This window comes from Variovorax sp. YR752 (assembly GCF_943372545.1).
In genome coordinates this window covers 1-14,262 of the sequence record NZ_CALRZC010000216.1, presented here as the reverse complement: position 1 = coordinate 14,262, position 14,262 = coordinate 1, and the positions used below count along the sequence as shown (strand labels likewise).

The following is a 14,262-nucleotide window of genomic DNA, read 5'->3' as shown; positions in this document are numbered from 1 at the left end:
AGACCTATCGGATCACTGCCTCCGGCATCGAGGGGCTGGAGGTCCTGGCGACACCGGTGCGCGCCGCCCCGGCCGCCGTGGCGTCGATGTCGGTGAGCTTGCGCATGCCCTACGCCGTGGCTCAAGGGTTTGCAGGCCGGTCGGTGCCCGTGGTGTTCGAAGTCAGCAGTGTGCAATCCCTGCAAAGCCCTGGCGCGGAAGCATCGGCCGTTCAGTTCGAGAAGTCGATGTTCTACGTGCCGCGCTGAATGGCGCCGGCCCGTCAGAGGCTGCGCCCTTCGCCGCGCTCCTCGTGCGTGCGTCCATCGCGGATGTGATAGAGCCGCTTGAAGGTCGGGATGATCTTCTCGTCATGCGTGACGACGATCACTGCCGTGTGGTACTGCACCGCCATCTGGTCGAGGATGCGCACCACGGCCAGCGCGCGTTCGCTGTCCAGCGGCGCCGTCGGTTCGTCGGCGAGGATCACCGGCGGCCTGTTGGCGAGCGCGCGTGCGATCGACACCCGCTGCTGCTCGCCGCCAGACAGTTCCGAGGGCTGCGCGCTGGCTCGGTGGGCGACGTCCAGGGCTTTCAGCAATTCGCGGGCGCGTGTCCGGGCCTCGGCGTTCGGTCGCCCCGCCAGCATCGGCAGCAGGGCCACGTTGTCGGTCACGTCGAGGAACGGGATCAGGTAGGGCGCCTGGAAGACGAAGCCGATGCTGTCACGCCGCAGGGCGCGCAGGTCGGGGATCTTCCAGCCGTCGTCGTAGATGGTCTCGCCGCCCAGCACCATTCGGCCACCACTCGGCTCGATGACCGCGCCCAGGCACTTCAGCAGCGTGCTCTTGCCCGAACCCGACGGGCCGATCAGGCCCACCACCTCGCCGGGCGCCACCGTCATGTTCACGTCCTTCAAGGCGTCGACGGCGGTGTCGCCGTCGCCGTAGCGCTTGCGCAGATGCTCGATGCGGATGCCGAGTTCGGCCACCTCAGCCTCCGATCGCCGCGGCCGGGTCGACCTTCAGCGCGACGCGGATCGCCAGCGTGCTGGCCAGCGCGCAGATCGCCACCACGGCAACCAGGCCGCGCACGGCGTCGCCCGGCTCCAGCAGCACGTACTTCGGGAAGATGGGCGCCCAGAAGGTCGCCGCCACCTTGCCGACGACGAAGCCGATCAGGCCCAGGCCCAGCGCCTGCTGCAGGATCATGCCGGCGATGGTGCGGTTGCGCGTGCCGATCAGCTTGAGCACCGCGATCTCGCGGATCTTGCCCAGCGTCATCGTGTAGATGATGAAGGCGACGATGGCCGCGCTGACGATGGCCAGGATGACCAGGAACATGCCGATCTGCCTGGCCGACGTGGCGATCAACTTCGCCACCAGGATCTCTTCCATCTGTTCGCGCGTGAACGCCTCCAGGTGCTTCCACCGGCGCACGGGTTCGGCCACCGTCTCGGCGTCGGCGCCGGGCTGCACCTGCACGAGGATGGCGTTGACGTTGCGGTTGTTCGCCTGCGAGGCCTGGATGGCTTCCAGCAGCCCCGGCACGCCAGGACGGTTCAGGCTCGGGTTGGCCGCGGTGCGGGCGCGCTCGTTGACGATGGCGTCGTTGTCCTTGAGGAACTGCGCTTCCTGCGCGTCCTTCAGCGGGATGAAGACCATCGGGTCGCCACCCGACGACACCATGCGCCGCGTCAGCCCGACCACCGTGTAGTCGTGGCGGCGGATGCGGATGCGCTCACCCAGGGTGAAGCCCGTGCGCACGTCGGCGACCGCCTCGTAGTGGCTGCGTGTGATGTGCCGCCCGGCGACCAGGTAGCCCGGTTCGCCCGGCTGCCCCGGTTCGAAGCCCACCACCATGGCGCGGACATCTTCCCCGTCCGAAGAGCGCCGCACCTGCATCGTCAGGTAGGTCACGTTGGCAGCACGCGCCACGCCGGGCAGCCCCAGCACGCTGCGCACCGCGTCGTCGCGCAGGCTCGACGATTCCGCATAGGGCCCCTGTGTGTCCTGCTGCACCACCCAGAGGTCGGCGCCGCTGTTGTTGAGCAGCGCCCGTGCGTCGTCGACCATGCCGCGGTACACCCCCGCCATGGTCAGGGTCACGCCGATCAGCAGGCCCAGGCCGATGCCGGTCAGCACGAACTTGCTCCAGGAGTGCAGGATGTCCCTGCCGGCCAGGCTGATCACGGCTGGCGCCCCGCGAGCGCATCGACCACGGTGATGCGGCTGCGCTCGCCGATCTCCTTCTCGCTGTGCACGACGACGGTCATGCCGGGCTTGACGCCGTCGAGCGCCTGGACCTGGCCGTCCAAGCTCGCCTGGCCGACTCGCACGGGCGTGAAGCGCAAGGTGCCTGCGTCGATCACCCAGACACCGGTCTGCGCCTGCCGGCGCTTGATGGAGGCATTGGGCAGCAGCACCGCCTTCGCGGTCGGCGGCAGCGACAAGGTCACCTCCGCCAGGTCACCCACCGACAGGCCGGCCGGTACCTGGTCGAAGCTGACTTGCGCCACGCGCTCTTCGGTCACGCTGTCGCTGAGGGCCTCGACGCGGGCAACCTTGCCCGGGAAAGTTCGACTCGGGTTGGAGCGCAGCACGATCTGGGCAGGCAGGCCCACGGCCAAGCCACCCGAACGTGCCTGGTCCAGCCGCACCTTGACCCACAGCGACGAAGGCTCGATCAGGCGCAGCACGGCCTGCCCGGCCACGACGGTCGAGCCCGGTTCGGCATCGCGGCTGGTGACCACGCCGTCGGCCGGCGCCAGCAGGCGCACATTCGCACGCTGCTGGCGCAGCCCGGCGCGTTCGGCCGCCACGCGCTGCTGGTCCTGCCGGGCTGCGGCCAGGTTGGCGTCGGCAGCGGTGACGAGCGCGTCGGCCGACGTCTGCTCCTGGAGCTTGGCCTCGACGGCACCGGTGCTGATGAAGTTCTGTCGGCCCAGCTCAACGTAGCGGCGCGCATTGACGACCGCCAGTTCCCTGCGGGCCTGGGCGTCGCGGCGCTGCGCTTCGGCTGCGGCCATGGCGCTGCCGGCGCGGGCGACCGAGGCGTCGAGCGCGGCGGTGCGTTCGTCCAGGTCCACGGGGTCCATCTCGGCCAGCGGCTGGCCCGCTTTGACCGTGTCGCCGACGTCGACCACGACCGCCCGGACCCGGCCCGCTGCCGTTGGCCCGATCAGATAGCTGCGCCGAGCCTCGACCGTGCCGATGCCGAACAGCTGGGGGGTGAGTTGACCTTCGGTGGCCTGCACGACCGTGACGCGGGTCGGCGCCAGGGGGCCGGACCGCATGACCACGTAGGCCAGGGCCGCGACCAGCAGAACGCCGAGCGCGATCAGCGCGAGCCGGCGCGATCCGATCGTTGAGACTTTCATCGCGCCTCCCCGAGGCCGCGCCGGTATAGCGCGAAGATGGCGTTGGCCTGCTGGCGCATGGCCGCGGGTCGCCCGCTCAGCATCGACTGCATGACGAGACCCTGGATCAGGCCGATGAAGCCGGTGGCGGCAGCCTCCGGATCCAGATCCGGGCTGACCAGTTGCTGTTCGATCGACTCGGCCAGGCGGCTGAGCAGCAGCGTGCGGTAGCCCTGGAGCACACCACGCACCTCGAGCTTGGCCGCCGAGTCGGCGGCTTGCTGGAGTTCGTGGAAGATGAACCTCGGCACGCCCGGATGCGCGATGACGAACTCGACGTGCGCGCGGAACATCGCGGCCAGTGCGTCCAGGGGTGTGGCGGCCTCGTCCGCCGCGGCCTGCAGCTGCAGCAGCAGGGTTTCGCGCACCCAGCGCATGGAGGCCAGCCAGATGGCGTCCTTGGTGGGGAAGTGCTTGAAGACCGCACCCTGCGTGACGCCGATCGCCTTGGCGATGTCGGCGGTGGTGATCAGCGCTGGACTGGACTCGCGCGCCAGACGCAAGGCGGCCTCGACGATCTCGACCTGGCGTTCTTCGGTGGAGAGACGGGTCTGCATGGTGGTCGCTGCATTCGGTAAGTCATCAGATACTTACCACTATACTCCGATTGCTGCATACCCAATGCCGTATCCAGAAGTGCACGTCTACCGCCGCTGCGCGACACTGACGGCATGCACCTGTCGGTGCGGCGGGCGGCCCCTTCTTCCCGGCCATTTCGGCCACAACGCCTCGAGAGGTCTGACATGTACGGATTCACCACCACGCTCACGGGCCTGTCGTTCGACGACGCCCTGGCCAAGACCACGGCGGCTCTCAAGGCCGAGGGTTTCGGCGTGCTGAGCGACATCGATGTCCAGCGCGCGATGAAGGAGAAGCTCGGTGCCGAGATGCCGCCCTACCGCATCCTGGGCGCCTGCAATCCGCCGCTGGCGCACCAGGCCTTGCAGGCCGAGCCGGACATCGGTCTGCTGCTGCCGTGCAATGTGATCGTCCGCGAGGAGGGCCCTGGCCGCGTGGTGGTCGGCTTCCTGGATCCGCAGACCATGGTCGGTCTGGTCGGCAAGCCGGGGGTGAAGACGGTCGCGGACGACGCGGAGAGCCGCCTGCGCCGCGTCTGCGAAGCCTTGGGCGGCGAAACTTCGCGGGCAGTCTGAGGGCTGCACACGCGGCGAGGGGACGTCTGGTGGCGTTCTGCCGGAACTCGACCACCTGGGTCATTGACTCCCGCCACGACGGAAGGCCACGACGCTGGTTCAAGGTGCTCCGCGAAGGGCGCGATCCCAACGGACAAGTTCAAGAGGAACTTCGATCGCTGTATGGCGATCGGGTGCAGTGGGTCGCCGAGGAAGAGTCGCAGTTCCTGCGTGGAGAAGAGGTCAAGAACGTCTATTGCCCGACAGGACGACGAGCCAGCCCCGATTGACGCGAAATCATCTCGACGCCTCGTTTCGCACTGTCAGGAGCTCTGCCCTTGGTGCACAAGACTCCAACGGGCGATCACGGCACCAGCGGGTGTGTCTGTACAGGAGTCGGGACTTGCGCGGAATGATCGGCATGGACCGACGGCCTTCACGAGGTTTGGCGGGCTGCAATGGCTTGGCGGAAGCCAGTCGAGGAGGGCCACGGTCAGCCCGGGGCAGTCGGTCAATCTCGATGCTGGATCGGACCTTCGCACAGTTCCCCTTCGAACGACCCGCATGGGCGCCGAACGGCAGTTCGGTGCCGGCCGGCGCAAGCCGCTCAGACATTCCTAAGTTCCGGCGGCCAAAGTAGACGAACAGTCAGCGTCGACTGGATCCGCTCGAAAGGAACGATCATGAAGCTCAGCAACATCGGCATGGCGCTCGGCATCGCGGCAGCAACGATCGGCTTCGCCGCACACGCAGGCGACCATCGCAAGGTGCCGAAAGACCATCGTGCCGTCGCTTCGGGCATGCAGGTTGTCGCCGTTTCGCCCAAGGCTGGCGAACCGGGCCACGGCTGGCAGTACTTCACCGACGTGCGCAAGTCCCGCGCCGTCGTCATCAGCCCGAATGGCGACTACTACTACAGCCGCGGCCACGGCCTGCAGCTCGTGTACAAGCCGGCGCCCACGGCCTGAGCGCGAAGGAGCACGACATGAACGCCGATCTCCGCGACTTTCTCGCACGCCTCGCCTGTACTGTCGCCATGACGCTGGTGCCCGTGGTGCTCATCGCCTTCCTGTCGATGCCGCTGAGTCTGGGGCACCATCCCGGCGAACCGCTGCTCGATGCCGGCGCGCCGGCCGCGCACATGACCTGAACGCGGCGATGCTGCCCGGCGGCCTTCGAGAGCCACCGCCGGGCAGCGACGCTTGATGCCACTCAAGCGTGCACGGAGCAGCGGGTTCCAGAATCGGTCCATGCCCTTTCGTGTCGCGTCGAGTGTCGGCGAGGCCACGGAGCCTCGATGACAGCCCTACAACTGCTCGCATGGATTGCCGCGGCGCTGCTGCTGCAACTGGCAGTGGGCATCGGCGTGGTGGTGCGGCGCCGCCGCCTGGCGGCGCCGGCGACACCGGCACCGCCCGATGCGGCGAGGAACAGGCCACAGTTGGCCTGGGAGGGCTGGCGGGAGTTCCGCGTCACGGAGCGCCGCTTCGAGGACGCTGCACGCACGCAGTGTTCCTTCCACCTGCAGCCGGTCGATGGCCAGCCCTTGCCCGCGTTCCGGCCGGGCCAGTTCCTGACCTTCTCGCTCGATCTCGCCGCGGGCGCAGTCGGTGAAGAGCCGACCCGGCGCGCCATCACGCGCTGCTATTCGCTGTCGGACCGGCCTGACCCGGCGCAGTACCGGGTGACGATCAAGCGCGTGCCGGCGCCGCCCGATCACCCGGAGTTCCTTCCGGGCCTGTCGTCGAACCACTTCCACGACCATGTCCGGGCCGGTGACGTGCTGCGCGTGAAGGCGCCGTCGGGGCACTTCTTCCTCGATGCTGATCCGTCGATCCCCGTGGTGCTGATCGGCGGCGGCATCGGCATCACGCCGATGATGAGCATGCTGCGCTGGTGCATCGCCAACCAGCCGCAGCGGCCGGTGCACCTCCACTACGGACTGCGCAACAGCGACGAGCACGCCTTCAAGTCGGGGCTGGAGCAGATGGCGGCCTCGCACCCGGCGCTGCGGCTGCACGTCGTCTACAGCCGACCGCTGGCGGCCGATGTGCCGGGACGGGACTACCAGCACGAGGGACACGTGGACGTGGAACTGCTGCGCCAGACGCTGCCGCACGGGCGGCACCAGTTCTATGTCTGCGGGCCGCCGGCAATGATGCAGACCCTGGTGCCCGCGCTGGCCGAGTGGGGCGTGCCCGTCGCCGACATCCACTACGAGGCGTTCGGGCCAGCCTCCGTGAAGCTGCCGGGGGCGCCGGAAGCCGCCGCGCCGGTGGTCGCCGTGGTCGAGGTGAAGTTCCAGCGTTCCGGCCGCAGCCTGGCGTGGGACGGCCGGGACGCCTCGCTGCTCGACTTTGCCGAGCGCCACGGCATCGAGGTCGAGTCGGGCTGCCGGTCGGGCGGCTGCGGCAGCTGCGAGACGCGCCTGCTCGACGGCGCGGTGCAGTACGAGCACACGCCCGACCACGACGTCGCGGCCGGCCACTGCCTGCTGTGCGTCGGCCGGCCGGCCACCCCGCTGGTGCTGGAGGCCTGATGCCGCTGAAGGCCCGACTGTTTCAGCGCGAGGTGCTGCCCTTCGTGGCCAGCTTCGCCCTGCTGGCCGTACTCGCCCTCGCGCTCGATGGTCTGCTGCATCTGTTCGACCTGCTGTGGGTCGGCCGCTGGCTCGGCATCCCGGGCACGCTGCTCATCATCGGCTCCACCGCCTATTCGCTGCGCAAGCGCAAGCTGATCCGCAGCGGCCACCCCGCCAAGCTGCTGCGCTGGCACGAGTTGTTGGCCTGGCTGGGCTCGCTGCTGGTGCTGGTGCATGCCGGCGTGCACTTCAACGCCATCCTCGGCTGGCTGGCGGTGTGGGCGATGCTGATCAACGTCGGCAGCGGCCTCACCGGCAAGTTCCTGCTCGACCGATCCCGGCGGCGGATGGAGGAAGCGCGCCAGCGCATGCGCGCCCGCGGCCTGCCCGAGGCCGACCTCGAAGACCAGCTCTACTGGGACAGCCTGACCTTCGACGCCGTCAAGCAGTGGCGCGTGGTGCACTTCCCGATCACGCTGGCCTTCGCGGTGCTGGCCACGGCGCACATCGTGGCGATCTTCCTGTTCTGGGGCTGGCAGTGAAGAAGCGGCCGCCCATCCTGTGGATCGTCGTCGCGCTCAACCTGGTGGTGCTTGTGGCGCTGGCCTTTGTCTACCCGCACCTGATGATCAGCCCCGGCCCGCTGGTGAAGGGTCACGAGGAACTCGCCACCGACTGCTTCGCCTGCCACGCCGCCTGGCGCGGCGCCTCGACATCGCGCTGCACCGAGTGCCACGCCATGGCCGACGTCGGCCTCAAGACCACCAAGGGTGTGCCGATCCCGTCGCGAACCGTCAAGGTCTCGTTCCACCAGGAGCTGATCGAGCAGGACTGCATGGCCTGCCACAGCGACCACCAGGGGCCGAAGCTCACCAAGCGCAGCCGCAAGCCCTTCTCGCACGCGCTGCTCAAGGTGGCGGTGAAGGAACAATGCTCCACCTGCCACGCCGCCCCGAAGGACACCGTGCACCGCGACCTGAAGGTGGAGTGCAGCCAGTGCCACGGCGACAAGGCCTGGAAGCCGGCGCATTTCGACCACCAGCTGCTGGCGCCGGCCGTGCTCGACCGCTGCGAGAGCTGCCACAACGCGCCGACCGACCGCCTGCACCGCCAGATCAAGGGCAGCTGCAAGAGTTGCCACAAGACCGAGGCCTGGAAGCCGGCAACCTTCGACCACGACAAGTACTTCGTGCTCGATCGCGACCACGAGGCGCCCTGCGACACCTGCCACCGCAACAACGACTACAGCCGCTACACCTGCTACGGTTGCCACGAACACTCCGAGGCCAAGGTGCGCGCAGAACACCTCGAAGAAGGCATCCGCGACTTCCAGAACTGCGTGGAGTGCCACCGCGACCCGCGTGTCGAGCCGGAGAAGGGGCGTGGCCGGGATCGGGGCGGACGCGAGCGTGACTGACCCGCGCCAACACCGGCCCCGGCCGTCCGCGCGCGGAGCCGAGGCCTGATGAGCCGACGCAACGTCCCGCTCGAGCGCCTGGCGTCCCTGCCCCCCGGCGCGCAGGGCCTGAGCGCGCCGCTGGTGGAGAGCCAGCGCCGCTACGGCTTCAACGACATCGTGGCGCCGGCCTCCGGCGGCTGGTGGGTCGTCGCACGCGACACGGCGCGCGACCCGATGCTGTGGTTCCTGCTGCTGACGGCGGGCCTGTTCGGCCTGCTCGGTCAGGTCACCGAGTCGCTCACGCTGCTCGTCGCGATGGCGCCCTTGCTCGGCATGGATGCCTACCTGCACCGGCGCACGTCCGCCTCCTCGGCCGGGCTGGCCAGCCGGCTGGCCAGCTCGGCGAAGGTGCTGCGCGACGGGCAGTGGCGCAGCGTCCCGTCGCGGGAACTGGTACCCGGTGATCTGGTGGAGGTGACGCCGGGCGAGTATTTCCCGGCCGACGGGCTGCTGGTGGCCGGCACCGGCCTCCAGGCCGACGAATCGACGCTGACAGGGGAATCGCTGCCGGTGGCCAAGCGCGCCCTCGATGCGGCGACGCCGGGGCCCGCCAGCGTGTCCGAGGAGCACTGGGGGACCGCGGGAACACGACTGCTGACCGGCAAGGCATTGCTGCGCGTCGTTTTCATCGGCGGCGAGACGCGCTACGGCGAGATCGTCCGCTCCGCCACCGAAGGCAGCCACGCCGCGACGCCGCTGCAGAAGGCCATCGGCGAACTCGTGGCCGTGCTGATCGGGCTGGCAGTGGTGATGTGCGTGGTGCTGGCCGCGATCAGGCTGTGGCATGGCCACGGCTGGATCGATGCGCTGATGAGCGCGCTGACGCTGGCGGTGGCCGCGCTGCCGGAGGAGTTCCCGGTCGTCTACACCTTCTTCCTCGGCGTCGGCGTGTTCCGCCTGGCGCGCCGCAAGGCCCTGGTGCGCCGCGCGGTGGCGGTGGAGAACATCGGCCGCGTCAGCTGCATCGTGTCCGACAAGACCGGAACGATCACCGCCGGCTCGCTGGTGCTGGCCCACCGGGCTGCCGCCGACGGATTCGACCAGCACTCGCTGCTGCAGGTGGCCGCCTTCGCCTCGCGGCCGGACAGCGGCGACCCGCTCGATCAGGCGCTGCAAAGTGCGGCGGGGCCGCTGCCGCCGGCGACGCGGCTGGCCGACTTCCCATTCACGGAAGCGCGGCGTCGCGAGACGGTGGTGCTGCGCCGTGACGGCGAAGAGGCGGCGGCCTTCACCAAGGGCGCCCCGGAGACCGTGCTGGCGATGTGCGGGCTGCCAGAGCTCGAACGAGCCGGCTGGCTCGCGCGGGTCGAGGCCTACGCCCAGTCGGGCCACAAGGTCATCGGCTGCGCCCGGCGCGGTCTGGATGACGCCACGAGCATCGGCGGCGAGCCTGAGACGGGCTTCCGGTTCGCCGGCCTGCTGGCCTTCGAGGACCCTGTTCGCGAGGGTGTGCGCGAGGCCGTCGCCGACTGCATGGCGGCGGGCATGCGGGTCCTCATGGTCACCGGCGACCATCCCGCCACCGCGGCGGCGATCGCGCGCGAGATCGGGCTCGGCGGCGCGCAGCCGAACGTCGTGACCCTGGCTCCCGAAGACGATGCCGGCGCCGTGCTTCGACGGCATGCCGGCGTGCACGTGGTGGCGCGAGCGACGCCGGCGCAGAAGCTCGACCTCGTGCAGGCCCTTCAGGCGCAGGGTGAGCTGGTCGCCGTCACCGGCGATGGCGTCAACGACGTGCCCGCGCTGCGGCTGGCCGACGTCGGCGTGGCGATGGGCGAGCGCGGCACGCGCAGTGCGCGCGAGGTTGCACCGGTGGTGCTGCTCGACGACAACTTCAGGACGATCGTCGATGCGGTGGCCGAGGGCCGCCAGCTGTTCCAGAACCTTCGGCTCGCCTTCGCCTACCTGCTGCTCGTCCACCTGCCGCTGGTGATCGGCGCAGCGGCCATCCCGCTGATGGACCTGCCACTGCTGTTCCTGCCGGTGCACATCGTGTGGCTGGAACTTGTCATCCATCCGACCGCGATGCTGGCCTTCCAGGACCTGCCTGCGGTCGGTCCGCTCGCACCGGTGCAGCGGCTGCGGCGGGCGCACTTCTTCTCTGCCGGCGCCTGGGGGGTCATCGTCCTGGCCGGCGGGATCGCCAGCGTGGCGGTGGTCTGGAGCTATCTCCACGCGCTCGGCGCGGACCGGGACGTCGAGCACGCGCGCGCGATGGCGATGAGCGTGCTGCTGGCTGCCAGCGCCGGCGCCACCGCCGGTTTGACGTGGCTGCGCGAAGTCGCAGCCCGCTGGCTCGTCGTCGCGACACTCGCATCAGTGGGCACGCTCGTGCAGATCCCTTGGCTCAGCCGACTGCTGCATCTTCGGCCATTGCATGCCGCCGATTGGGCACTGGTGGCGTCGGCCTTCGCCGCTTCGGTCGCGATCACCTTCCTGGTGGCCTCACGGCTGAACCGGCACCCGGATTGAAGGGCGTCCAGACCTTGGCCCGTCAGCTCGGCTGCACGTCCGGGGCCCTCATTCGGCCCCGCGTGGGCCGGGCGTGAGGACAACGCGTTCAACCTCGACTGACCGCTTCGGCCGGCCGGCGGCGTCTGCAATGGGTCGAGGCCGTGTGCAGACGCCGAACGCGAGCGCGACTGAAGTCCGGGCCGGCCACGCGTGTGTGGCGCGGCTTCGCAGGGGCCTCGTCGGGGCGGTCTACGCCCTCATCGCAGCGATCAGCCGCGCGGTCCCGAGAACCTTGATCGCCCGCTTCGTGTTCTAGGCCAGTACCTGCAGACTCATCTCGGTTCGTACGCGCGGCAGTGTCTTGGTCAGGAAGTGCGTCGAGCCCATCCAGGACTTCAGCGTTCCGAACACATGCTCGACCGTCTGTCGACGCAGCCGCGCTGCCTCGGGTAAGGCATCCAGCCGCTCCTGCACCGCGTCGAGCACATCCTCGTTCAGCTTGGGCTGGCCGATTGCCTGCTTTGCCAGCTTGGCCATGGCCGCGAGCTGGGCCCGATCGTGACCGACGTTGGTGACTTCGTGGGCGACGATCATGTGGTGCTTCGCATCGACCGCGGTCTGCACGTTGTAGCCGACGATGCCGGTACCGCGCCCGCTGGTGGCCATGGATCGTGCGTCCGGGTCGGTCAGGGAGATCTGATGATCCTCGCTGGCCTCCATCTGATCGCCGATCTGGCCGAGTGCCCGCATCTGTTCTTTGACGTGGGCGATCTTCTCCTTGAGGTGAGTCACCCGGCTGGGCAGCACGGCGCTCGCGTCGCGATCGGCACGGTCGAGCTCGACCAGGTAGCGCCGGATGCTTTGCTCGAGTTGCTCGATCCTCGCCTGCAGCTTGCCGTCGGTGAACAGGTACAACCGCCGGCACAACTGGACAAACTCGCGGCAGACCTTGCGGATCGCGTCGCCGTGGTCTTTGCGGAAGTCGGTGATGGTCTTGGAGTCCGGAGCCAGGCGCCCGGTCAACCACATCAGCTCGACGTTGCGCTGGGCCTCGCGCTCCAGGCGCCGGCTGGACTGGATGCGGTCGAGGTATCCGTAGATGTAGATCTTGAGCAGGACCGCCGGGTGATACGACGGCCGCCCGGTCGCCGCAGGCTGCGCACCTTCGAAGCCCAACTTGTGCAGTTCCAGTTCCTCGACGAAGGCGTCGACAACCCGGATGGGTTCTCCTCGGCGACGTAGTCGTCCAGGCACTCGGGCAGCAACGTGATCTGGCTTCGCTCTTCGCCTTCGATGAATCGCTTCATGCTGCGGCCCGCTCTGTGGTGTCGCCTCAATTTGGGCGAGCACCCTCAAGGCATCAACGCGTTTTCACACAGCCGCGACCCGGTGCGGACGGGGTACGCACAAGGGCGCCTCGACGGCGCGCCACGAGCAGCCCCCATCGATGTCGAGCGTGTTCGTCAGCATCCACACGTCGCAGTCGTCCTTCATGCGGACATCGGCCAGAACCGGCACGACCATCGCGTGCAGCCTCTCCGTGATGACCGTCTCTTGCGGATAGGCGCGCACGTAGGGCGCAGGCACCTCCAGCAGCACCAGAAGGCCGATGTCTTCCACCGCGGGGCTCGATGGCGTCACCGAAGCCGACATCCACCACGATCGGCATGCGCGCGCCGCGCCATCCGGCCGAAGCCGGCGCAGAATCGATGCAGCGCGAGCAGAGGAGCGACGCATGCATGGCATTCATGGATTCACCAGGCAGTCCCGGGCCGATTGCCCGCGGCCGTGCCTGGCCCGCAGACGATGGTCTCTCGCATCGGGCTCGCCCGGTCTGCAGCAGCGGGGTGACGCGTGAACACTGACGACACCCGGGCGCCCGGCGACCAGGCCGCCCTCGAGATCACCCTGCCCACGGCGCTGGAACTGTGCCGCCTCGGGCTGGCCACGATGATCGACATCCGGCAGTCTTTCGAGATCGAGATGAAGGGCGCCATCCCCGGCACCGTGCACATCCCGATGTTCGAGGTCAAGCTGATGCTCGGCCACACGCTGACCGAGGACGAGCAGGACATCCTCGATGCCGGTCAGCCGAAGGACATCGACGCGAAGACCTTCTTCACGACGATCAACCAGCTGCACCACGCGCGCGACCACCTGCTGCTGTGCGTGTGCAACAGCGGCCGGCGCAGCCTGACGGCGGCTTCGCTGCTGCGCTCGCTGGGCTATCCGAAGGCACTGTCGGTGGCGGGCGGCTTCCAGGCCTGGAAGAAGCTGCAGGCTGCCCCACCCGCATGATCCAGCTCTTCCGGACGTCGGCGGTCTGGGTGGTCGACTACCGCCACGAAGGCCGGCCTCGGCGATGGTTCAAGGCCTACCCCAGCCAGGCCGACGCCCGCGAGCTCGCGCAGGCGGAACTGGCGGATCTGTTCGGCCGTCAGGCGCAACTCGTATCGGTTCGCCCCGCGACCGACGAGGAAGAACGCCAGTACCTGCACGGCGAAGAGCCGCGCAATGCGCTGTGCCCCACCGGCCGGTCGGCGCGATCAGCGCCGTGAACGCCGCCGCAGCTGCCGATCTCAGGAGACCGTGGCCTCGTCGCTGCGCTTGTCGCCGCGGTTGTCGGTCCAGATGATCGTCACCTTGTCGCCGGCCTTGGCGCCCTTCAGCACGAACTGAAGGAACGGGTTCTTCGCCACCGACGGGCCCCACTGGGCGCTCATCACCGGCTTGCCGTTGTGCGCGGCCGTGACCTCCTGGATGAACCAGGCCGGCACCGGCTTGCCCGCCGAGTCCTTGCGCTGGCCGGTTTCCATCTCGTGGCTCATCAGCACGCGCACGGTGGTCTTGTCACCGGCGGCCTGGGCGCGGATGCGCATCGGGTCTGCCATGGTCTGCTCCTCGTCGCTCAGCCGCCGCAGCCGCCGAGCGTGACCTTGATCTCCTTCTGGGCGAAGAAGACCTTGTTGTCGGCGGTGATGGCCACGGCCATCACGTTGGACGACTGGCCCATCTTGACGCGCGTGGAGATGTTGGGCTCGACGGCGTCGGTGACGTCGAACAGCGCGGCCAGCATGTTGGGGTTCTTCTCGACCAGCAGCAGCAGGCGCTTGACGCCGGCCAGCGTGGTGGCGGCACCGACCGGCACGACGGCGCCGTTCTCGGCGATGTCGGGGCCGGTGATGGTGACGTCCTTGCTCTCGGTGGGGCCCGAGGTGCCCAGCGCCTTCATCAGGTC

At 68.9% G+C, this 14,262-nt stretch carries 16 protein-coding genes and 2 pseudogenes; 10 read left to right on the top strand and 8 right to left on the bottom strand.

Features of this window, described 5'->3' with window-relative positions; translation table 11 throughout:
- Nucleotides 1-248, top strand: a pseudogene (locus tag AAG801_RS33160) (hypothetical protein); the annotation flags it as partial.
- 14 nt (nucleotides 249-262) lie between these two features.
- Here the strand turns inward: AAG801_RS33160 and AAG801_RS33155 are convergent.
- The 4 genes from AAG801_RS33155 to AAG801_RS33140 are packed head-to-tail and all read right to left on the bottom strand — an operon-like array spanning nucleotide 263 to nucleotide 3,954.
- Complete coding sequence (locus tag AAG801_RS33155) at nucleotides 263-970, bottom strand: ABC transporter ATP-binding protein (protein WP_341892239.1); 708 nt, start codon at nucleotides 968-970, stop codon at nucleotides 263-265.
- A gap of 1 nt (nucleotide 971) precedes the next feature.
- The gene (locus tag AAG801_RS33150) at nucleotides 972-2,171 is read right to left on the bottom strand and encodes an ABC transporter permease (protein WP_341892238.1); all 1,200 of its coding nucleotides are present in this window, start codon (nucleotides 2,169-2,171) and stop codon (nucleotides 972-974) included.
- On the bottom strand, nucleotides 2,168-3,358 hold the full coding sequence (locus AAG801_RS33145) for an efflux RND transporter periplasmic adaptor subunit (protein WP_341892237.1): 1,191 nt from the start codon (nucleotides 3,356-3,358) through the stop codon (nucleotides 2,168-2,170). The genes AAG801_RS33150 and AAG801_RS33145 overlap by 4 nt, the downstream gene beginning before the upstream one ends.
- Nucleotides 3,355-3,954, bottom strand: coding sequence for a TetR/AcrR family transcriptional regulator (locus AAG801_RS33140; RefSeq protein ID WP_341892236.1), 600 nt, complete (start codon nucleotides 3,952-3,954; stop codon nucleotides 3,355-3,357). The genes AAG801_RS33145 and AAG801_RS33140 overlap by 4 nt, the downstream gene beginning before the upstream one ends.
- A gap of 186 nt (nucleotides 3,955-4,140) precedes the next feature.
- Here AAG801_RS33140 and AAG801_RS33135 point away from each other — a divergent pair, with 186 nt between their 5' ends.
- The 7 genes from AAG801_RS33135 (at nucleotide 4,141) to AAG801_RS33105 (ending at nucleotide 11,042) form a co-directional block, all read left to right on the top strand.
- Complete coding sequence (locus AAG801_RS33135; protein ID WP_341892235.1) at nucleotides 4,141-4,551, top strand: DUF302 domain-containing protein; 411 nt, start codon at nucleotides 4,141-4,143, stop codon at nucleotides 4,549-4,551.
- Nucleotides 4,552-5,213: 662 nt separating this feature from the next.
- Nucleotides 5,214-5,498 (top strand): hypothetical protein, encoded by a 285-nt coding sequence (locus AAG801_RS33130; RefSeq protein WP_341892234.1) that lies wholly within the window; start codon nucleotides 5,214-5,216, stop codon nucleotides 5,496-5,498.
- A 17-nt stretch (nucleotides 5,499-5,515) separates the two neighbouring features.
- Nucleotides 5,516-5,680: a hypothetical protein gene (locus AAG801_RS33125; RefSeq protein WP_341892233.1), complete on the top strand. Its 165-nt coding sequence runs from the start codon at nucleotides 5,516-5,518 to the stop codon at nucleotides 5,678-5,680.
- A 147-nt stretch (nucleotides 5,681-5,827) separates the two neighbouring features.
- Complete coding sequence (locus AAG801_RS33120) at nucleotides 5,828-7,069, top strand: 2Fe-2S iron-sulfur cluster-binding protein (protein ID WP_341892232.1); 1,242 nt, start codon at nucleotides 5,828-5,830, stop codon at nucleotides 7,067-7,069.
- A complete protein-coding gene (locus AAG801_RS33115; RefSeq protein WP_341892231.1) occupies nucleotides 7,069-7,653 on the top strand; it encodes a hypothetical protein in 585 nt (194 codons plus the stop codon). The genes AAG801_RS33120 and AAG801_RS33115 overlap by 1 nt, the downstream gene beginning before the upstream one ends.
- Complete coding sequence (locus AAG801_RS33110; RefSeq protein WP_341892230.1) at nucleotides 7,650-8,528, top strand: cytochrome c3 family protein; 879 nt, start codon at nucleotides 7,650-7,652, stop codon at nucleotides 8,526-8,528. Before AAG801_RS33115 ends, AAG801_RS33110 begins: the two co-directional genes overlap by 4 nt.
- 48 nt (nucleotides 8,529-8,576) lie before the next feature.
- Nucleotides 8,577-11,042 (top strand): cation-transporting P-type ATPase, encoded by a 2,466-nt coding sequence (locus tag AAG801_RS33105; RefSeq protein ID WP_341892229.1) that lies wholly within the window; start codon nucleotides 8,577-8,579, stop codon nucleotides 11,040-11,042.
- Nucleotides 11,043-11,273: 231 nt separating this feature from the next.
- On the opposite strand, the pseudogene AAG801_RS33100 reads toward AAG801_RS33105, so the two are convergent.
- Together AAG801_RS33100 and AAG801_RS33095 are read right to left on the bottom strand one after the other, a co-directional pair.
- Nucleotides 11,274-12,331: pseudogene (locus AAG801_RS33100) on the bottom strand (transposase).
- 64 nt (nucleotides 12,332-12,395) lie between these two features.
- Nucleotides 12,396-12,644: a hypothetical protein gene (locus AAG801_RS33095; protein WP_341892228.1), complete on the bottom strand. Its 249-nt coding sequence runs from the start codon at nucleotides 12,642-12,644 to the stop codon at nucleotides 12,396-12,398.
- A gap of 234 nt (nucleotides 12,645-12,878) precedes the next feature.
- Between AAG801_RS33095 and AAG801_RS33090 the strand changes: the two genes are divergently transcribed.
- Entirely contained in the window at nucleotides 12,879-13,322 is a 444-nt protein-coding gene (locus AAG801_RS33090) for a rhodanese-like domain-containing protein (RefSeq protein ID WP_341892227.1), read from the top strand.
- Complete coding sequence (locus tag AAG801_RS33085) at nucleotides 13,319-13,582, top strand: hypothetical protein (protein WP_341892226.1); 264 nt, start codon at nucleotides 13,319-13,321, stop codon at nucleotides 13,580-13,582. The genes AAG801_RS33090 and AAG801_RS33085 overlap by 4 nt, the downstream gene beginning before the upstream one ends.
- 21 nt (nucleotides 13,583-13,603) lie before the next feature.
- On the opposite strand, the gene soxZ is transcribed toward AAG801_RS33085, so the two are convergent.
- Both soxZ and soxY read right to left on the bottom strand, forming a co-directional pair.
- Nucleotides 13,604-13,915 (bottom strand): thiosulfate oxidation carrier complex protein SoxZ, encoded by a 312-nt coding sequence (soxZ, locus tag AAG801_RS33080; RefSeq protein WP_341892225.1) that lies wholly within the window; start codon nucleotides 13,913-13,915, stop codon nucleotides 13,604-13,606.
- Nucleotides 13,916-13,932: 17 nt separating this feature from the next.
- The coding region (gene soxY / locus AAG801_RS33075) for a thiosulfate oxidation carrier protein SoxY (protein WP_341892224.1) at nucleotides 13,933-14,262 on the bottom strand (330 nt) is incomplete at its 5' end.